The organism is Pseudomonas sp. PME37.24/006, assembly GCF_055556635.1.
Map to the genome: position 1 here is coordinate 525,052 of NZ_JBVHNL010000003.1, position 19,616 is coordinate 544,667.

The following is a 19,616-nucleotide window of genomic DNA, read 5'->3' on the forward strand; positions in this document are numbered from 1 at the left end:
ATAGTCTCGCCCTCTTTGGGGAGGGCGAGAGTGGTTTTATCACTGTGCAAAGAGTGCGGCGTGTAGCAGAAATCCACTGCAGCCTTGCCGCACAGTTGGTGCTGCCTGCGCCATTCGCCGCGGGGGCGCGGCTCCTACACGATCGCGAGTGTCACCAACCCTGTAGGAGCCCCGACCTCGGGGCGAATCGATTGCGGCCTGGCCGGGCAATCGGGACTCTACGCCGAACCCTTGATGGGTATCGCTTCGCTCAATACCATCCTACGGCCGTCTTGCGGCACAACCACCAGCTACACCATCTGCAACCGCTGCTTGCGCCCCGGCGCTGGGTAGGCGCTGTCAATCACCTGCAAATCGGCTTCGCTGAGCTGCAGGTCGGCGGCGGCGGCATTCTCGGCCAGATGCTGCGGGTCACCGGCTTTGGGAATCACCAACACACCCGGATGGCGAAGCGCCCAGGCCAACGCCACTTGCGCAGCGCTCACGCCATGCTGCTCCGCGACCTGACATATGGCCCGGTTGGCCAGCAACGCACCGCCCTGCCCCAGCGGACAGTAAGCCATCAAAGGCATGCCCTGGCGTTGCTGCCACGGCAACAGGTCAAACTCCACGCCGCGCTCTTGCGGGTTGTAGAGCACCTGGTTGGTGGCACAGGCTGGGTCACCGAGTTCTTCCAGGTCATCGAGATCGAAGTTGGACACGCCCCAGCGGCCGATCTTGCCCTGCTCGCGCAGCCGTTCGAAGGCCTCGACCGTTTCCGCCAGCGGATATTGCCCGCGCCAGTGCAGCAGATACAGGTCGAGATGATCGGTGCCCAAGCGCTTCAGGCTGCGCTCACAGGCCGCCGCCACGCCAGCACGGCTGGCGTTGTGCGGGTAGACCTTGCTGACCAGGAACACCTGATCACGCCTGCCAACGAGCGCCTCGCCGACCACCTCCTCCGCGCCGCCCTCGCCATACATCTCGGCCGTATCGATAAGGCGCAGGCCGTGCTCGATACCTTCACGCAACGCCGCCACCTCGGCCCGCCGCTGGCCCGGATTCTCACCCATCCGCCAAGTGCCCTGGCCTATCACCGGTACCTGAGTGCCAGCCAATTCAAGTGTTCGCATCATGGTTCCTCCTGCTGATTGTATCCTGACCTGCCTGACACTCACGGGTTCAGGTCATACGCCAGCGGGTCACGCCCAGCGTAGAGCACCCGCCAAAAGTCGCCGTTCATGTTCCGACACGAGTTTTCTGTTCAGCGGACAGAGCACGACACCGCTCAACGACTACGCTAAAGATAAAGGACAAGCCAGGGCCACTTCACTATGGGCGCACTATGGCGATCCGACTCAGCACCGCCTGTAAGCGAGCGCAAAGCCGCTACCGCGGTGCAGCTCGAACCCCGGCGGCAGTCCCACCCTGTGCGCTGGGCCGTCGGCGTCATCCTGCTGCTCCTGCTGGTGATCGGCGCAGCCCTGCTGATCTATGAGCTGCGCACCGCCTACTTCCAGTCCAGTGAATTGAGCCGCTACGCCGCACAACTGACCTATCAGGTCGAAAACGGCCCCAGCGACGCCATCATCTACCCTGGTGCTGGCCCCTTCGATCAGCGCATGGGCTACAGCCATCTGCCCACCTTCGTCGAACGTCTGCAGAGCAGGGGATTCGAGGTGTTGCAGCAGAGTCATTTTTCTCCGGCGCTGATGGCGTACGCCGAAAGGGGCCTCTTTCCGCCCTTCGCAGAAAAAACGCAGACCGGGGTCAACCTCGAAGACTGCCGTGGCTCACCCTTCTACACCGTGCGCAATCCACGGCAACGCTACCCGAGCTTCACCGCCATCCCACCACTGGTGGTTGGCAGCCTGCTGTTCATCGAGGATCGCAAACTGCTGGCGAGCGAGCCCGCCGAAGCCAACCCGGCGGTGGACTGGCCGCGCTTCAGCAAGGCGGCGCTCTCGCAGATCGGCAAGTATGTCGGCATGCAGGATCAGTCTGCCGGCGGCAGTACTCTGGCCACGCAACTGGAGAAGTACCGGCATTCGCCAGATGGCATCACCCATGCGCCAGCGGAGAAATTGCGGCAGATGGTTTCGGCCAGCGTGCGCGCCTATCAGGGCGGCCCGCACACCCTCGAAGCCCGGCAGAACATCGTGCGTGATTACCTCAACAGCGTGCCGCTTTCGGCTGCGCCGGGGCACGGCGAGGTGCACGGTCTGGCTGACGGCCTGCGCATCTGGTACGGCGCCGATTTCGCCGCCACCAACCGCCTGCTCGACCCGCAGCGCTCGAACGATACCAGCCTGGCCGAGCAGGGATTGGCACTGCGCCAGGTACTGTCGCTGATGATCGCCCAGCGCCGGCCCTCGTACTACCTGTCGAAAGGTCGTGATGAGCTCGCCGAGCTGACTGACAGCCATCTGCGCCTGCTGGCCAGCGGCGGTGTCCTCGATGAAGACCTACGTGATGCCGCTCTGGCGCAGCAAGTGATCTACCGCGACTGGCAGACCGACCCCAACCTGCAACGCGTTGATAGTGACAAAGGCATCAGCATGGCCCGGGCGCGGTTGGCCGGCCTGCTCAATCTGTCCTACTACAGACTCGACCGTCTCGATCTGGATGCGCGTTCCAGCCTAAATTCGGATCTGCAGCAGCAGGTCAGCCTCTACCTCGAACAGCTCGCTGCCCCCACATTCGCCGAAAGCGTCGGCCTGTTCGGCGACCGCCTGCTGTCTCCCAGCAAAACCGCTGACGTGCGCTACAGCTTCACCCTGTTCGAGCGCACACCCAGCGGCAACCAGGTGCGAGTGCAGACCGACAACACCAACCAGCCCTTCGATATCAACGAGGGCAGCAAACTGGAACTGGGCTCCACCGCAAAACTTCGGGTGATGGCGACTTATCTGGAGATGATTGCCGAACTGCACCAGCGCCATGCTGGGCAGACGCCCGCCCAACTGCGCAGCGTGGAGGTCGCCGATCAGGATCTGCTCAGCCGTTGGGCCATCGACTACCTCAGCCGCAACCCGGCCAGCGATCTCTCCAGCATGCTGGAGGCTGCCCTGGAGCGCCGTTACTCGGCCAGCCCCAATGAGCGTTTCTTCACCGGCGGCGGCCTGCACACCTTTGGCAACTTCCGCCGCGAGGACAACGGCCGACTGCCGACCCTGCGTGAGTCCTTGCGTGAATCGATCAACCTGCCGTTCATCCGCCTGATGCGTGATCTGGTGCGCTACAGCACCTACCAGGCACCGGGTAACAGCGCCGAACTGCTCAGGGACGATAGCGATCCACGCCGCCGGGCATACCTGAGCCACTTCGCCGACCGCGAAGGCACCACCTTTCTACTGCGCTTCTGGCGCAAGTATCAGGGCCAATCCGCCCAGCAGCGTCTGGACACTTTTATCGGCGGCCTGCGCCTCACCGACACGCGCTTGGCAGCGGTACACCGCTACCTGATGCCCGACGTTGACCAGGCGACTTTCGCCAGCTTCATCAAAGCCCACTTGCCTAGCGTGAAGGTCAGCGACAAACGCATCAATGAGCTGTACACGCGCTATGGGCCGGGCGCCTTCAGCCTGCCGGATCAGGGCTATATCGCCCGGGTGCATCCGCTGGAGCTGTGGCTACTCGCCTACCTGAGCGATCATCCCCAGGCTACTTTCGGCGACGCCGTAACCGCCAGCCTCGACGAACGTCAGGAGGTCTACGGCTGGCTATTCAAGAGCCGCCACAAAAGCGCCCGGGACAGCCGCATCCGCATCATGCTGGAAGTCGAAGCGTTCCTGGATATCCACCAGCGCTGGCAGAACCTGGGCTACCCCTTCGAGCACCTGGTACCGTCGCTGGCCACCGCCATCGGCAGCTCCGGTGATCGACCGGCAGCGCTGGCCGAGCTGATCGGCATCATTCAGAACGACGGGATGCGCTTGCCTACCGTGCGCATCGACAGCCTGCACTTCGCCGCCAATACGCCCTACGACACACGCCTGGGTCATGTACAGGAACCCGGCAGACGGGTCATGGCGCCGGAAGTCGCTGCCGCGCTGCGCGAAGCGCTTTCTCAGGTCGTAGAGGGCGGTACGGCGCGACGCCTGCAAGGTACCTTCACCCTGGCCGATGGCAGTCCGTTGACTCTCGGTGGCAAAACCGGCACCGGCGACAATCGCCTGAGCAGCGTAGCCCGCACTGGCCAAGTGACTAGCTCACGGGTACAGAACCGCACTGCCACCTTCGTGTTCTTTCTCGGCCCGGATCATTTCGGCACCCTCACCGCTTTCGTGCCGGGCCGTGCGGCGGAGAACTTCCGCTTCACCTCGGCGCTGCCGGTACAGGTGCTCAAGGGCATGGCGCCGCTCCTCACGCCCTACCTGCAACCGGGCGCTCATACCCTGTGTGCGTTGCCACAAACCACCACAGCGCAGCGATAGAGACGAGCACCGATACAGCAGCATAAGGCGATAGACAGGCGCTGCAGCGACTCAATGTTGGAGCCGGCTTGCCGGCGAAGCGATTCCATCCGCAACACAGGTATGGACTTCACCACGGCTATCGCCAGCAAGCTGGCTCCTACAAGGGCTACATCTCTGAATCAGCAATGCCGTGCTAGCGCTTGAGCTTCAGGAACAAGGCTTCGACCTTTTCCCGTGCCCAAGGCGTTTTGCGCAGAAAGGTCAGGCTCGACTTGATGCTCGGGTCGCTCTTGAAGCAGCGGATATCGATGCGCTGGGCGAGGCCGTCCCACCCCAACTGTTCCACCAGTTCGGTAAGAATGGCCTGCAAGGTGACGCCGTGCAGCGGATCTTTGGACGTACTCATATCGGGCTCCTGATTCCTGGCCTGCAAGCTTACCAGCAGGCAGCAACGAAAAGGCCCGGACAATGTCCGGGCCTTTGGTCAATCGAGCGACGGAAACGCGATCAGAGGTGCGCGTCCTGATACTCCTTCTCGGCCTCGTCGAAGCGCTTGACCATCGTCGGCGTTGCCGGGCGACCGATCTTGCTGAACACCACGATAGCCAGGGTGGCGAAAATGAAACCTGGGATGATCTCGTACAGGCCTAGCCCAATGAAGTTCTTCCACACCACCACGGTTACCGCACCGACCACCATGCCGGCCAGCGCGCCGTTGCGGGTCATGCCTTTCCATACCAGGGACAGAATCACCACCGGACCGAAGGCCGCACCGAAACCGGCCCACGCGTAAGACACCAGGCCCAGCACTTTGCTATCCGGATTGGAGGCGATACCGATGGCCACCAGCGCAATCAACAGCACCATGCCACGACCGACCCAGACCAGTTCGGTCTGGCTGGCATCCTTACGCAGGAACGCCTTGTAGAAATCTTCGGTCAGGGCGCTGGACGAGACCAGCAACTGACAGCTCAGGGTGCTCATTACCGCCGCAAGAATGGCAGACAGGATCAGGCCGGCAACCCAGGGATTGAAGAGAATCTTGGTCAACTCGATGAACACGCGTTCGCTGTTCTCGGTCACCGGGCCGGCCAGCGCCGGGTTGTTGGCGAAGTAGGCGATACCGAAGAAACCAACGGCTACCGCACCACCCAGGCTGAGGATCATCCAGGTCATGCCGATGCGGCGCGCGGCCGGTATCGACTTGACCGAGTCAGCGGCCATGAAGCGCACCAGGATGTGCGGCTGGCCGAAATAGCCCAGGCCCCAGGCCAGCAACGAGATGATGGCGACGAAGGACAGGCCACGGAACATGTCGAAGTTGGCCGGGTTGGCCTGCTCGATGGTCACCATGGCAGCATCGAAATCGCCAAGGGCGAGGATGACGAACACCGGAGTGATCAGCAGCGCGAAAATCATCAACGTCGCCTGCACGGTGTCCGTCCAGCTCACCGCCAGAAAACCACCGACGAACACATAGAGGATGGTCGCTGCCGCGCCGACCCACAGGGCCGTGTCGTAGCTCATGCCGAAGGTCGACTCGAACAGACGCGCACCGGCCACCACGCCGGAGGCGCAGTAAATGGTGAAAAACACCAGAATGACCAGCGCCGAGAAGATGCGCAGCAGTTTGCTGTTGTCTTCGAAGCGGTGGGTAAAGAAGTCCGGCAGGGTCAGCGCATTGTTGTTGTGCTCGGTGTGCACGCGCAGGCGACCTGCGACGAACAGCCAGTTCAGCCAGGCACCGAGGATCAGGCCAATGGCGATCCAGCTTTCCGATATACCGGCGATGAAGATCGCACCTGGCAGGCCCATCAGCAGCCAGCCGCTCATGTCCGAGGCACCAGCCGACAGTGCGGTGACGAAACTACCGAGGCTACGGCCACCGAGGATATAGTCGGAGAAGTTCTTGGTCGCGCGGTAGGCAATGAATCCGATCAACACCATGGCCAGGATATAGACCACGAAGGTGACCAGCATGGGAGTACTTGCAGTCATTTGGGGAATGCCCCTCTCGTTTGTTTTTATTCGAACCGGGGGTTACCCGGCCCAGTTGGCACATCACGACCATCGGTCACGGTCGCGCTCCAGGCATGCCACTCTGCTGGTGGCATTACCGATTCGGGGCATACGCCCCCAATAGCAAAACGGGCAGAAATCTCATCGATTCCCACCCGTTGTCTGTTACTCGTCGCCCAGCGATAGCAGTGAGGCGTTGCCGCCCACCGCCGTGGTATTCACCGAGGTGGTGCGCTCGTTGACGAAGCGCAACAGGTAGCTCGGGCCACCGGCTTTCGGGCCGGTACCGGACAGGCCGCAGCCGCCGAACGGCTGTACGCCGACCACCGCACCGATCTGGTTGCGGTTCACGTACAGGTTGCCGACCCGCGCCAGGGCTTCGATGCGGGCGGCAGTTTCCTCGTTTCGGCTGTGGATGCCAAGGGTCAATCCATAGCCGGTGGCGTTGATCGCCGCGACGACCTTCTCCAGATCGCTGGCATCGAAGCGCACCACGTGCAGAACCGGGCCGAACTGTTCCTTCTTCAACTCGTGAATGCCACCAATCTCGAACGCCACCGGTGCGATGAAGTGACCATTCAGGTCAGCGCGCAGCGAGGCTTCGGCAATCAGCTTGCCTTCACCCTTGAGTTGATTGATGTGCGCCAGCAAGCCTTCACGGGCCTCGGAATCGATCACCGGACCGATATCGTTCTCGCGCAGATGGGTCGGGCCGATCTTCAGTTCGGCCATGGCGCCCTTGAGCAGGTCGATCACCCGGTCGGCGATATCACGCTGCACATACAGCACGCGCAGTGCCGAGCAGCGCTGACCGGCGCTGGTGAAGGCCGAGCCGACGGCATCCTTGACCACTTGCTCGGGCAGTGCGGTGGAGTCGACGATCATGGCGTTCTGGCCGCCGGTCTCGGCGATCAGGGTGGCAATCATGCCGTCCTTCTCGGCCAACTGACGGTTGATGATCCGTGCTGTGTCGGTAGAACCGGTGAAGCACACGCCTGCGACGCGCGGGTCGCGGCAGAACACGCCGCCCAGGGTGGCACCGTCGCCCGGTAGGAAGGCGATCACATCCTTCGGCAGGCCAGCTTCGAACATCAGCTCCAGGGCACGAGCGGCGATCAGGCTGGTCTGCTCGGCCGGTTTGGCCAGCACCACGTTACCTGCCACCAGGGCGGCGCTGATCTGGCCGAGGTAAATGGCCAGCGGGAAGTTCCACGGGCTGACGCAGACGAAAATCCCGCGGCCTTCATGGAACAGCTCGTTGCGCTCGCCGGTCGGGCCCTTGAGTTCTTCGCGGCCCAGCTTGAGGCGCGCCTGCTGCGCGTAATAACGACAGAAATCCACCGCTTCGCGGACTTCGTCGATGCCATCCTGCATGGACTTGCCGGCTTCCACGGTACACAGCGCCATCAACTCGGCACGGTTGCTTTCCAGCAGGTCAGCAAGGCGCTCGAGAATGCTTGCACGCTCATCGATAGCGACCGCATTCCAGCGCGGCCAGGCTGCGCTCAGGCCATCCAGCGCCTGGGCGGCCTGAGCGGCGGTGGCGAACTGGGCAGTACCGACCACCTTGTTCAGGTCGAAGGGGCAACGAACTTCCTCGGCGGTGCCGCTCAAGGTCTGGCCGTTTATCACCGGGGCAGCCTGCCATTGACGGTCGAGTTGCGGCTTGTAAGCGTTTTCGAGCTCGGTCAAAGATATCTGGATGTTCATGTTGATGCCCTGGGAGTTTTTCCGTGTGGCCCCGTACAGCGCAGGTGGCAGCGGGATTTTGTTATTGCCGAGGCTGGCGAATTTGCTCAGCTGGGTGACCGGGTGATCGATCAGCGATTCGACCGGCACGCTCGGGTCGACCAGCTGGTGAACGAACGACGAGTTGGCACCGTTCTCCAGCAGACGGCGCACCAGGTACGGCAGCAAGTCCTTGTGAGCCCCCACCGGCGCGTAGATGCGCACGGTCTTGCGATGCTTCTCCAGCACCGTGTCGTACAGCGCATCGCCCATGCCGTGCAGGCGCTGGAACTCGAACTCGCGCGGCGACGACTGCTCGGCAGCCATGGCCAAGATGCAGCTGACGGTGTGCGCGTTGTGGCTGGCGAACTGCGGGTAGATCACGCCGCGGGTGAACTCGCTGAGCAGGTAGCGAGCGCAAGCCAGATAGGAGGTATCGGTGCCTTCCTTGCGAGTGAACACCGGGTAGCCGTCGAGGCCCCATACCTGGCACTGCTTGATCTCGCTGTCCCAGTAGGCGCCCTTCACCAGGCGCAGCGGCATCTTCTCGCCGAGCTCCCTGCCCAACAGGGTCAGCCAGACCAGCACCGGCAGGCAGCGCTTGGAATAGGCCTGGATCACCAGACCGAACTCGCCCCAGCCAGCAACGGCCGGATCACGTAGCAGCTTCTCGTAGAGTTCCAGGGACAGCTCGAGGCGATCCGCCTCCTCGGCGTCCACGGAAATACCGACGTTCAGCTTGCGCGCCCGGATCACCAGCTCGCGCACGTTGGCGAACAGCTCGGTCAGCACGCGCTCGCGCTGGGCCACTTCGTAACGCGGGTGCAGTGCCGAGAGCTTGATCGAGATCGACGGCTTCGGGCCCGGGCCGACCTGCGGCTCGGCACCCACGGTGTCGATGGCCTTGCGGTAGTCAGCCATGTACTTCTCGGCGTCTTCGGCGGTGAGCGCCGCTTCACCGAGCATGTCGAAGGAATAGGTGTAGCCCTTCTCGCGCTCCGGACGGCCGTTCTTCAGCGCTTCGCTGATGGTACGGCCGAGCACGAACTGCTTGCCCATGAGCTTCATTGCCTGGTTCATGGCCGCGCGGATCACCGGCTCACCGGAACGCTGAATGAGGCGCCCGAGCACCTTCTTCGGGCGACCATCGCTGGTCTGCGGATCGACCACCTTGCCGGTCATCACCAGTCCCCAGGCGGCGAAATTGACCAGCACGCTGTCGCTCTTGCCCAGGTGGCGTTCCCACTCGGCGGCATTGAGCTTGTCGCGAATCAACGCATCGGCGGTGGCAGCATCCGGCACCCGCAACAGCGCTTCGGCCAGGCACATCAGCATCAGGCCTTCCTGGGTATCCAGACTGTACTGACGCAGCAGCGCATCGAGGGTGTCGACCGCGTTGTCGCGACCACGCACGTCCTGAATCAGGCTGCGCGCCTGCTGGCGAACGGCCTCGATACCGGCAGCACCGGGATCGGCCAGCTGCAGCAGTTCGCCGAGATAGGCTGCCTCGTCAACGTTGTAGTTGGCGCTGATGACAGGGAAAAAATCGGCGGCCTTAGCAGCGGAGATCCGGTCAAGGAACTCCTGGTGCAAGACGTGACTGGCTTTGAACATCACGCCCATCCTCTTGTTATGCAGATTATCTGTGGGATACCCCTGCTTTGGGTCTAGCTCAGATACGGGTATCTGGCGACCTCATAACGCAGAAGCGGATGACGGAATGTAGAGGCAGATGGGTGATGGCTTCTTGCGGAAAGCTCTGGAGTTTTTGTGGAAAGCTCTGGAGTGAGGGCGGGCCAGGAGAATGGAGAGAGAAAGTTAATCGTACAAACGGCTATCGAGATGTTGCTTTCGGCCAGGAGCAGCCGTTCAAGGCGTTTCCCCGCCCCCTCGTTGAACCAATCTTACCTGCCGTATATTTACTTCAGGCCCGCGTCACAGCGGACGCAGCAGGTAAGTGACTTATTTCTTTCTCCAGACCATAGCTGGGATGGCCCGGATGTAAATCAGCTCACTCACCAACTCAACAAGTGTTTGAGTGATGACTGCGGCAGCGGCAAGCGCCCTCATGTCCTCTGGGAGCGCCAACGCAAGCGGAAGCACGACAAGCGAGTTACGAGTCGATGCGCTAAATGTCACTGAGCGGGCTGTCGCTGCCGGCAGCTTGAATGCTTTCGCGGTTATCGCGCCGACTACAGGGGCCAGCAACATAAAGCCGAGATAGACCGGGATCACCGGCAACAGCTTGTCGATGTCCTGAACCACGTTGGTAATCTGTGAGGCGATCACGACTATCAGCACAGCAGCCATCGCAGGCACAGGCATCCACGCCCAGGCATCATTCCATCCCGACACAACCCGCGATCGCTTTGCCCCAGCGGAAGTGAGCACCGCCAACACCAGGGGGAGAACGATCAACACCAAAAACGCCTCGATGAAGGGGGTAATGGAAATAACCACTGCCGATTCACTGCCCAGCATAAACGCAAGGTAGATGGGCAGAAGCACGAGTTGCAGCAGAAGTAGCACAGGCGTGGCCGCCAAAGTCAGCCTGGAATCGCCTTTTCCGATATGAGTGAAGACGACGACATAGTCGATGCAAGGCGTGAGCAGCACCAGCAAGGCGCCAATGAGAATGGCCGGGTGGTTAACGAGCCCACTTGTCATCGCCCAGACTAAGAGTGGAATCAATAAAAAGTTAGCTATCAGCAAGGCTGCCATGAAACGCCTATCACGCAGCCCCTGCCGGATATTTAGGAAAGGAATCTGCAAGAACATCGCGTACATGAGCACTGCAATGGCAGGGGTTACCAAAATGCCAAGACCTTGCGCAGCGTCTGGGGCCAGCAGCCCACCGATTAAGGCACCAATGACGACAATAAAGTAGATTGGAATCTGATTTTCTTCGAGCTGATCTCTGTTCACGCTACACCCTTTACGTACGCGGTCATTTTCGATTGTTCAGGGTAATATCTGTAGCGACTACAGAATCAAGAAATGCTTGGGGTAATCTGCATGACGGGTATTGGCGCGCTATCCAAATCTACTGGATGCCACATTGAAACGATCCGGTACTACGAAAAAATCGGGCTGCTCCCCCCGGCCCTCCGCTCGGCTGGCAAACACCGGATCTACACGGATATACACAAGTCGCGCCTGATATTCATCCGGCAGAACCGAGACCTTGGCTTTCCTTTGGAGGATATCCGCGAGCTGATAACGCTCTCAGCAGATACCGACAACCTATGCGGAGAAGCCCTCACGGTTGTTAAAAAACACCTCGCCGCCGTTGAGCAGAAGGTTACGAATCTTCAAAAAATCCGTGAGCAGTTACTCGCGATGTCTGGCACCTGCGAGTCGACCTGCCTGGGATCGACGGTCTCAGGTTGCAACATCGTTGAGGCTTTGTTCGTGCCTGCGGCTGGAGCACGTTCAGGCTGCTGCTAATGCGATGTTCGTATTCGGATGCCAGCTTGCTTTAGCTTGCGTAATCGCTAAAGCACGCCGGTTCCTTTGGCGGAGATGAGCATTCGCGCAGTTCAAGAAGCCAGTAGCCAACGTCGTGCCAAGCGCCATGCTTGTAGCCCACTTGCGGAAACGTGCCGATATGCCGGAACCCCGCCCGTTCGTGAAGGCCAACGCTGCCCTCATTAGGCAGGGCTATCCCTGCATAGACTGAGCGATAGCCCAGAGACTTGAGCATCGGCAGTAAGGCTTCATACAACCTACGTCCGACACCTTTACGCCGAGCGTCCTCTGCAATGTACACCGTGACATCCACTGCCCACCGGTAGGCCGCTCGAGCACGATGCTGGCTAGCGTAGGCATAGCCGACAACGATCCCGTTACGCACCGCCACCAAATACGGGTAGGTCTCTAGTGTCGCCTCTATCCGCGTCCGCATTTCTTCTGCTGACGGTGGCACCTCCTCGAACGAGATAGCAGTGCCGAGCACCACTGGCGCATAGATCGCCTGGATCGCCTCAGCGTCTACCGGGCCTGCCACCCTGACTTCGATAGTCATCCGACACCTCAAATTGAACGTTGATTGACGCGAGCAGACAGCTGTTCAGCCGTCTCTTTGCGCTCTGAGTAGCGATCCACGAGGAAGTCTTTCTGGTCGCGCAGCAGGAGGGTGAACTTAATCAGTTCTTCCATCACATCGACTACACGGTCGTAATAGGCGGACGGCTTCATGCGGTCAGCGTCGTCGAATTCCAGGTATACCTTAGGCACCGAAGACTGATTGGGGATGGTGAACATCCTCATCCAGCGGCCCAGGACGCGTAGTTGGTTGACCACGTTGAACGACTGCGAGCCGCCGCAGACTTGCATGACTGCAAGGGTCTTGCCCTGACTGGGCCTAACCGCACCGAGCGCTAGAGGAATCCAGTCGATCTGCGCCTTGAAGACAGCGGACATGGCGCCGTGCCGTTCTGGCGAACACCAAATCTGGCCTTCCGACCACAGCACCAGATCGCGCAGCTCTTGGACTTTCGGGTGCTCTACCGGAGCGTCGTCAGGCAGTGGCAGGCCTGACGGATCGAAGATGCGGGTTTCAGCGCCGAAATGCTCAAGCAGGCGCGCAGATTCTTCAACCAGAAGACGACTGAAGCTGCGTTCACGGGTGGAACCGTGGAGCAACAGGATGCGTGGCTTGTGCTGACTGGGCTCAATGCTGGCAGAGAATTGACCGATCAGATCGAGGTCAAGATTAGGAAGCTCTCGGGACATGGGTAGCTCCATTCAAAGGTGGCCAATACGATCCAGCTCGCGCTTTAGTTCTTCGCGGCTCAGGTTGCCGAAAGGCAGATCCAGGAAGGCGTGACAGCGTCGCTCGATCTGCGCCAACGTTGCGTTGAATGCTGTTGAAATCTCCGCTTCGTCGCCTTTTACGTCGGAAGGATCTGCCAAGCCCCAATGCGCTTTAAGTGCTGGCCCGAAGTAAACCGGGCAAGCCTCACCGGCTGCCTTGTCGCAAACGGTGATGACGATATCGGGCGGGTTCGCCTCGAAGGCTTCGTTGCCCTTACTACTCAAACCCACGATGGAGATTCCGGCCTCTTCGAGAGTTTGCAGGCTGCGCGGCAGCACTTGGCCCTTTGGAAAGCTGCCCGCACTCACGGCTTCGAAACCGTCAGGCGCAATGTGGTTGAACAGGGCCTCGGAAAGAATGCTCCGGCAACTGTTGGCCGTACACATGAAGAGGACTCGCATGCTAGCTCCTGCCGCCACTGGCGGACGTCAAAGGCTCAGGCGCAAGGCCAGCGCCGAAAGGGTAATGAGCAGAACCGGAACGGTCAGCAGGGCACCGACCTTGAAGTAGTAACCCCAGGTGATACGGATTCCTTTGCGCTGGAGAACGTGCAGCCACAACAACGTCGCCAGGCTGCCGATGGGCGTGATCTTCGGGCCGAGATCGCAACCGATGACATTCGCGTAGATCATCGCGTCGCGTACCAGGCCGGAGCTGTCGCTCGCATCGATGGATAGCGCACCGATGAGTACGCTGGGCATGTTGTTCATGACCGAAGACAGCAAGGCCGACAGCAATCCGGTACCCAGTGCGGCAGCCCAGATGCCATGCTCGGCAAGGCGGTTGAGCACCATCGTGAGATGGCTCGTGAGGCCCGCGTTGCTCAAACCGTAGACGACCAGGTACATGCCAAGCGAAAAGATCACGATTTGCCAGGGTGCCTCACGTAGCACTCGGCGCGTCGAGATGACCTGCCCTCTGGCAGCTACTGCAAACAGAATGGCGGCGCATGCAGCGGCGACCGCGCTGATGGGCACGCCCATGGGCTCCAACACGAAGAGGCCAGCCAGCAGTAGTGCCAGAACCCACCAACCGTATACGAACGTGGTGCGGTCTCGAATGGCTGAGCGTGGAGTTTTCAGGTCTGCCACGGAGTAGGTGGCGGGCACATCGCGGCGGAAGTAAAGAAACAGCACAAGCAGTGTCGATGCCACGCTGACCACGGTCACCGGCACCATCACAGATGCATACTCGGCGAAGCCCAACCCGAAGAAGTCAGCTGAAACGATGTTGACCAGGTTCGAAACCACGAGCGGTAGGCTGGCGGTATCTGCGATAAAGCCCGCAGCCATGACGAACGCCAATGTGGCGCCCGCCGAGAAACGCAGCGCGACCAGCAGTGAAATGACGATGGGGGTCAGAATCAGTGCAGCGCCGTCATTGGCGAACAACGCTGAAACAGCGGCCCCCAGCAGTACGGTGAAGGCAAACAGGCGTCGCCCGTTACCATTTGCCCAGCGCGCTACGTGTAGCGCTGCCCACTCGAAGAAGCCCGCCTCATCCAGCAATAAGCTGATGACGATGATTGCGATGAATGTCGCGGTGGCATTCCACACCACAGCCCAAACAGTCGGGATGTCCTGAAAGGAGACCGCTCCGACGGCCAGCGCCAGAGCGGCGCCAATAGTCGCGCTCCAGCCTACGCCCAAGCCTCTCGGCTGCCAGATGACTAGGATCAGGGTGAAGACGAATACAGCAGCTGCAATGAGCATCTCAAGCTCTCCCGGCGAGAATCAGCAGCAACTGGTAGCGCGCTCGGGGCGGCCAGCCATATTGCTCAGTCGGGTCGTGCTGTCTTTCAGCCAGGGGACGTTGCCTTCTGCCGTTACCCGAAGCACCTCGTTGATCCATTGCGGCAGATCGGGATTGAGCCGGTAGTACACCCACTGCCCTTGCCTGCGATCCAGCAGCAAGCCCGCGCTTCGCAGTTGGGCCAGGTGGCGGCTGACCTTGGACTGGTTGTCCTCAAGAGCGCACATCAATTCGCAGACACAGAGTTCTCCCTGTTCAGCGATGAGCAGGGTGGCGCGAGCACGGGTCTCATCAGCCAGGCATTTGAAGGCCTCAGGTGGAGTCAGCATAGGTCGTCCGTATACATGAAAAAACGAATATACGGATATTCACATATAAGGAGATGATTCGCTAGCCTACCCTGCGTTTGGCTGAAACGTCCTTGGTCGTTAGTCGGAGTAATCGGGCTGTGCAAGCTCATGCACGACAGGGATCTTCCGCAAGCGAACGACTGCTTTTGATGGCGGATTCCTGCCACTCATCAAGTAATCCCCCAAACAAAAACGCCACCGCCCATCTCTGGGTCGGCGGCGTTTTTTGATGCCGGACGAAGAGAATCAGGCAGTCAGCCGAGTCAGCGCCTCGCGGTATTTGTCGGCGGTCTTCTGCGCCACATCCGCCGGCACAGCAGGCGCTGGTGGCTCCTTGTTCCAGCCGGTGGATTCCAGCCAGTTGCGTACGAACTGTTTGTCGAAGCTCGGCGGGTTGGTGCCTTCGGCGTAGCTGTCTGCTGGCCAGAAGCGGCTGGAGTCTGGAGTCAGCACTTCGTCCATCAGGGTCAGGGTGCCGTTTTCATCCAGGCCGAATTCGAACTTGGTGTCGGCGATGATGATGCCGCGGGTGGCCGCGTACTCCACCGCAGCCACGTACAGGGCGATGGAGGTGTCGCGCACTTTGGCGGCCAGTTCGGCGCCGATGATCGCTTCGCACTGGGCGAAGGAGATGTTCTCGTCATGGTCGCCCACGGCGGCCTTGGTCGACGGGGTGAAGATCGGTTGTGGCAGCTTGGCAGCCTCTTTCAAGCCAGCCGGTAATTCGATGCCGCACACGGTGCCGCTCTTCTGGTATTCCTTCCAGCCAGAACCGACGATGTAACCGCGCACGATGGCTTCCACGGCAACCGGCTTGAGGCGCTTGGCGACCACGGCACGGCCCTCGACCAGCGGCAGCTCGGCAGCCGGCACCACGTCTTCGACGCGATCACCGGTGAAGTGGTTGGGCACCACGTGAGCCAGCTTGTCGAACCAGAAGTTGGAGATGGCGGTGAGAATCTTGCCCTTGTCCGGAATCGGCTGCTCGAGGATCACGTCGAAGGCCGACAGACGATCGGTGGCGACCATCAGCATGCGCGTATCGTCGATCTCATAGAGGTCGCGGACTTTGCCCGAATAGATTTTTTTCAGGCTCAGGGAAGGTGTGGTCATATCGAGATTCCGCCTTGTCGCGTGAAAGTCGCGCCGCTCTGCAACGGCTTGGTAGATGCCGGCAGCACCGAAAAAAGCTGCCTGTGAAAACAAAAGGCGAAACCCCTGGAGGTTTCGCCTATCGCCAACCACTCGCCCAAGGTTACTTAGCCGAGGTTTTCCTGAATCATGCCCAGCACGCGGCGCGCTACATCAGCAGGCGCAACGGTATTGAGGTCTTTCTCGACCGTTACCTGCACGGTGTCGCCAACGGCGGTCAAGCGAACCTGATAGCGCTCGGCGCGGGCCTCGATTTCGTCCTTGCTGTCCGAGCCACCAAACAGGCGGCTGAAGAAGCCAGGCTTCTCGTTGGCACGCTGCGGGCCTTCGGCCAGGTTGACGTAGTAAACACCCAGGGTACGGTTGATGTCGTCGACACGCAGTTCAGCCATGCGCAGCGAGCGGCCAACGCCGGACCAGGCGCGGTCGAAGTCGGTGTTCAGGTTCAATATGGGGTTGCCGTTACCGTCCGCGGACAAGCTCACGCGGTTCGGTGCGTCGTAGTCACGACCGGCCAGCAGCGATACCGAACCGCCCTGCTCGACGCTGCGCGTCAGGCTGGTCTGCAGTTCATCAAGCAGTGCGGCGTCGAGTGTCTTGTTGACGCTGCGCTCGGTGAACGGCACTTCGGTGGTGCTGCCCGCGGGGCGCTGCGCAGTCACCACGAAGATCTCGCTGGTATTGCGCTGCACACCCGGCTCGAGGCGCACGTGCACACGGGTTTCAGTGTTGTTATCGAGACCGGCAACGCGGCCGCTCAAACGACTCTGCATGCTGCTGGACAGCGCGTCAAAACGCTTCCAATCGGTGCTGAATTCACCGGTCTGCGGGCGTTCGTCGACGATACGGAAACCGCCATCCTCGAAGAATTGACGGGCACCCGGCCAGACTTCAGCTGGAACACGCTGAGCGACCAGCCAGCTGGAGTCGCCGCTGTTCTGCAGGCTGAACTCGCTGACGTTCTCGCTGACAGCGAGTGCTTGCGGACGCGGTACGTCGTACTCGCCCTGCACGTCACTGTTGCGGATTTGATTGGGCACGGGCAGCAGTGGATCGAGGCGCTTGGCCTCGACATCGGCCGGCAGTTGCATCGGCGCAGTCTGCCGTGCGGTCAGGTAATCGCTACCGCGATCACGGAAGTAGCCATTTTCGCCCCAGACCCAGCCACAGCCACTGGTGCTGGTGATGATCAGAGCAAGTGCGGAAAGTCCGGCCAGTCGCTTCATGCGTCGTAATTCCTCGATTAGACCAATACACCGGACTGGCGCAGGGCCTGACGCAGCGGTTCGTGACAACGGGGGCTCAGCCAGGTCAGCGGCAAGCGAATGCCGTCGGCCATCATGCCCATTTCGTTCAGCGCCCATTTCACCGGAATCGGGTTGGCTTCGATGAACAGGTTTTTGTGCAGGGGCATCAACCGATCATTGATCGCCCTGGCGATCGCGGCTTCACCGCGCATGGCCGCCGAGCACATGTCGCTCATCGCCCGTGGTGCCACGTTGGCTGTCACGGAGATGTTGCCCTTGCCGCCCAATAGCATCAGTTCGACCGCAGTAGCGTCGTCGCCGGAGTAGAGCAGGAAGTTCGAGCTGACCCGGTCAAGAATGTCACGGGCACGCTGCAGGTCGCCGGTGGCTTCCTTGATGCCGATGATGTTATCGACCTTCGACAGCCGCTCGACGGTTTCCGGCAGCATGTCGCAGGCGGTACGGCCCGGCACGTTGTAGAGAATCTGCGGAATGGCCACGGCTTCGGCGATATGGCGGAAGTGCAGGTACAGGCCTTCCTGAGTCGGCTTGTTGTAGTACGGCGTGACCAGCAGGCAGGCATCGGCGCCAGCGCTCTTGGCGTTCTGGGTCAGTTCGACCGCTTCGCGAGTGGAGTTGGCACCCGTACCGGCGATTACCGGAATGCGCCCGCCGACCTGACCGACCACGCGACGGATCACTTCGATGTGCTCATTGACATCAAGTGTCGCCGACTCACCCGTGGTGCCGACTGCCACGATGGCATTGGTGCCCTCTTGCAGGTGGAAATCCACCAGTTTGCTCAAGGCGTCCCAATCGAGATTACCCTGTGCATCCATGGGCGTGACCAGTGCCACCATACTGCCCGCAATCATGCAACCGCTCCTGCCGAAAAAGAGAGCCGTAATGGTACTGGCGCTACCAGCCTTGCACAAGCGAAGTAGCAGGCGGTGTGAGCGGCCGTGACTTCTGGCATTGAGTGCAATAATGCGGTTGGCGATAGCAGTATCTGGTCATTCCCCTGGCGGGCGCTTTTCGCTACCCTGCGTGTTTGTTTGGCACTGTCTATAGCGCCGAGCGCTCAACGTTTAGGAAGGCTGCATGTCCACCCCCCCAGTTCGCGAACAATTCCTCGTCATCAGTGCTCTCGGCACCAACGCCATGGAGCTGACCAACGTACTGTGCCGAGCCAGCCATGAAAACCGCTGCGCGGTCGTCAGCACGCGCCTGAGCCGTCATGGCGACTACAGCGCACTGGTGCTGCAAGTATCGGGCAACTGGGATGCGCTGGCACGCCTGGAGACGGGCCTGCCGGCACTTTCCAAGAAGCATGAGTTCACCGCCAACGTGATCCGCAGCGCCGCCTCGGAGGTGCGTCCTCAGGCACTGCCCTACGTGGCCTACATCAGCTCGGTGTACCGCCCGGACATCCTCAATGAACTGTGCCAGTTCTTCATCGACCACCAGGTCGAGTTGGAGGCCCTGACCTGCGACACCTACCAGGCTCCGCAGACCGGCGGCACCATGCTCAACGCTCAGTTGACCGTCACCCTCCCCGCCGGCACCCAGATCAGTTGGCTGCGCGATCAGTTCCTCGACTTCGCCGATGCACTGAACCTCGACGCACTAATCGAACCCTGGCGTCCCCAGAATCCATAAGGAGCGTTTCATGACTGTCGCTATCGACTCCCCGGTTGCAGATTTCAGCGCCACCGCCACCGGCGGCGAGTTCAACCTGGCCGCCTACAAGGGAAAGCAGCTGGTGATCTACTTCTACCCGAAGGACAACACTCCAGGTTGCACCACTCAGGGCCAGGGCTTTCGCGACTCTTATGAAGCCTTCGCGGCGGCCAACACGGTCGTCATCGGCGTATCGCGCGACAGCCTGAAGACCCACGAGAACTTCAAGGCCAAGCAGGGCTTCCCCTTCGAGCTGATTTCGGACAAGGACGAAAGCGTCTGCCAGCTATTCGACGTGATCAAGCTGAAGAAGCTCTACGGCAAGGAATACCTGGGCATCGACCGCAGCACCTTCCTGATCGACAAGCACGGCGTGCTGCGTCAGGAATGGCGAGGGGTCAAGGTACCCGGCCATATCGACGAGGTACTGGCCGCGGCCAAGGCCCTGAACAAAGCCTGATACAACTGAAAATGC

17 protein-coding genes are annotated in these 19,616 nt (G+C 60.7%); 4 read left to right on the plus strand and 13 right to left on the minus strand.

All coding sequences use genetic code 11. The features are described 5' to 3' along the window. Nucleotides 1-290: 290 nt before the first annotated feature. Nucleotides 291-1,112 carry an aldo/keto reductase gene (locus ACZ3GY_RS13490; RefSeq protein ID WP_465911040.1) on the minus strand — a complete coding sequence of 274 codons (822 nt, stop codon included), beginning with the start codon at nucleotides 1,110-1,112 and terminating at the stop codon, nucleotides 291-293. A gap of 201 nt (nucleotides 1,113-1,313) precedes the next feature. Between ACZ3GY_RS13490 and ACZ3GY_RS13495 the strand changes: the two genes are divergently transcribed. Further along, a complete protein-coding gene (locus ACZ3GY_RS13495) occupies nucleotides 1,314-4,415 on the plus strand; it encodes a transglycosylase domain-containing protein (RefSeq protein WP_465910472.1) in 3,102 nt (1,033 codons plus the stop codon). Between the two features lie 175 nt (nucleotides 4,416-4,590). Here the strand turns inward: ACZ3GY_RS13495 and ACZ3GY_RS13500 are convergent, their stop codons facing one another. From ACZ3GY_RS13500 to ACZ3GY_RS13515, 4 genes are all read right to left on the minus strand, one after another. Beyond that, nucleotides 4,591-4,803 (minus strand): VF530 family protein, encoded by a 213-nt coding sequence (locus tag ACZ3GY_RS13500; RefSeq protein ID WP_465910474.1) that lies wholly within the window; start codon nucleotides 4,801-4,803, stop codon nucleotides 4,591-4,593. 101 nt (nucleotides 4,804-4,904) lie between these two features. Beyond that, complete coding sequence (gene putP, locus ACZ3GY_RS13505) at nucleotides 4,905-6,395, minus strand: sodium/proline symporter PutP (RefSeq protein ID WP_463565632.1); 1,491 nt, start codon at nucleotides 6,393-6,395, stop codon at nucleotides 4,905-4,907. A gap of 186 nt (nucleotides 6,396-6,581) precedes the next feature. Further along, nucleotides 6,582-9,758, minus strand: a complete 3,177-nt coding sequence (gene putA / locus ACZ3GY_RS13510) for a bifunctional proline dehydrogenase/L-glutamate gamma-semialdehyde dehydrogenase PutA (protein WP_465910476.1) — start codon at nucleotides 9,756-9,758, stop codon at nucleotides 6,582-6,584. A 348-nt stretch (nucleotides 9,759-10,106) separates the two neighbouring features. Then, nucleotides 10,107-11,069 carry an arsenic resistance protein gene (locus ACZ3GY_RS13515; RefSeq protein ID WP_465910478.1) on the minus strand — a complete coding sequence of 321 codons (963 nt, stop codon included), beginning with the start codon at nucleotides 11,067-11,069 and terminating at the stop codon, nucleotides 10,107-10,109. A 72-nt stretch (nucleotides 11,070-11,141) separates the two neighbouring features. On the opposite strand from ACZ3GY_RS13515, the gene ACZ3GY_RS13520 reads away from it, so the two are divergent. Beyond that, nucleotides 11,142-11,591 carry a MerR family transcriptional regulator gene (locus ACZ3GY_RS13520; protein WP_465910480.1) on the plus strand — a complete coding sequence of 150 codons (450 nt, stop codon included), beginning with the start codon at nucleotides 11,142-11,144 and terminating at the stop codon, nucleotides 11,589-11,591. A 31-nt stretch (nucleotides 11,592-11,622) separates the two neighbouring features. Here ACZ3GY_RS13520 and ACZ3GY_RS13525 read toward each other — a convergent pair whose 3' ends face one another. The 8 genes from ACZ3GY_RS13525 to dapA form a co-directional block, all read right to left on the minus strand. Continuing rightward, the gene (locus ACZ3GY_RS13525) at nucleotides 11,623-12,168 is read right to left on the minus strand and encodes an arsinothricin resistance N-acetyltransferase ArsN1 family B (RefSeq protein WP_465910481.1); all 546 of its coding nucleotides are present in this window, start codon (nucleotides 12,166-12,168) and stop codon (nucleotides 11,623-11,625) included. An 8-nt stretch (nucleotides 12,169-12,176) separates the two neighbouring features. Further along, a complete protein-coding gene (arsH, locus tag ACZ3GY_RS13530; RefSeq protein ID WP_465910483.1) occupies nucleotides 12,177-12,878 on the minus strand; it encodes an arsenical resistance protein ArsH in 702 nt (233 codons plus the stop codon). Nucleotides 12,879-12,890: 12 nt separating this feature from the next. Next, a complete protein-coding gene (locus ACZ3GY_RS13535; protein WP_465910485.1) occupies nucleotides 12,891-13,361 on the minus strand; it encodes an arsenate reductase ArsC in 471 nt (156 codons plus the stop codon). A 27-nt stretch (nucleotides 13,362-13,388) separates the two neighbouring features. Next, nucleotides 13,389-14,672 (minus strand): arsenic transporter, encoded by a 1,284-nt coding sequence (locus tag ACZ3GY_RS13540; protein ID WP_465910487.1) that lies wholly within the window; start codon nucleotides 14,670-14,672, stop codon nucleotides 13,389-13,391. 21 nt (nucleotides 14,673-14,693) lie between these two features. Then, nucleotides 14,694-15,041 (minus strand): metalloregulator ArsR/SmtB family transcription factor, encoded by a 348-nt coding sequence (locus ACZ3GY_RS13545; RefSeq protein WP_465910489.1) that lies wholly within the window; start codon nucleotides 15,039-15,041, stop codon nucleotides 14,694-14,696. A 267-nt stretch (nucleotides 15,042-15,308) separates the two neighbouring features. Further along, nucleotides 15,309-16,175 (minus strand): phosphoribosylaminoimidazolesuccinocarboxamide synthase, encoded by an 867-nt coding sequence (locus tag ACZ3GY_RS13550; protein WP_465910490.1) that lies wholly within the window; start codon nucleotides 16,173-16,175, stop codon nucleotides 15,309-15,311. Between the two features lie 146 nt (nucleotides 16,176-16,321). Beyond that, nucleotides 16,322-17,440: an NlpB/DapX family lipoprotein gene (gene bamC, locus ACZ3GY_RS13555; protein ID WP_465910491.1), complete on the minus strand. Its 1,119-nt coding sequence runs from the start codon at nucleotides 17,438-17,440 to the stop codon at nucleotides 16,322-16,324. A 17-nt stretch (nucleotides 17,441-17,457) separates the two neighbouring features. Further along, on the minus strand, nucleotides 17,458-18,336 hold the full coding sequence (gene dapA / locus ACZ3GY_RS13560; RefSeq protein ID WP_465910493.1) for a 4-hydroxy-tetrahydrodipicolinate synthase: 879 nt from the start codon (nucleotides 18,334-18,336) through the stop codon (nucleotides 17,458-17,460). Between the two features lie 226 nt (nucleotides 18,337-18,562). On the opposite strand from dapA, the gene ACZ3GY_RS13565 reads away from it, so the two are divergent. Together ACZ3GY_RS13565 and ACZ3GY_RS13570 are read left to right on the plus strand one after the other, a co-directional pair. Continuing rightward, nucleotides 18,563-19,120: a glycine cleavage system transcriptional repressor gene (locus ACZ3GY_RS13565; protein ID WP_463565641.1), complete on the plus strand. Its 558-nt coding sequence runs from the start codon at nucleotides 18,563-18,565 to the stop codon at nucleotides 19,118-19,120. Between the two features lie 10 nt (nucleotides 19,121-19,130). Further along, a complete protein-coding gene (locus ACZ3GY_RS13570) occupies nucleotides 19,131-19,601 on the plus strand; it encodes a peroxiredoxin (RefSeq protein WP_465910496.1) in 471 nt (156 codons plus the stop codon). Nucleotides 19,602-19,616: the final 15 nt, after the last annotated feature.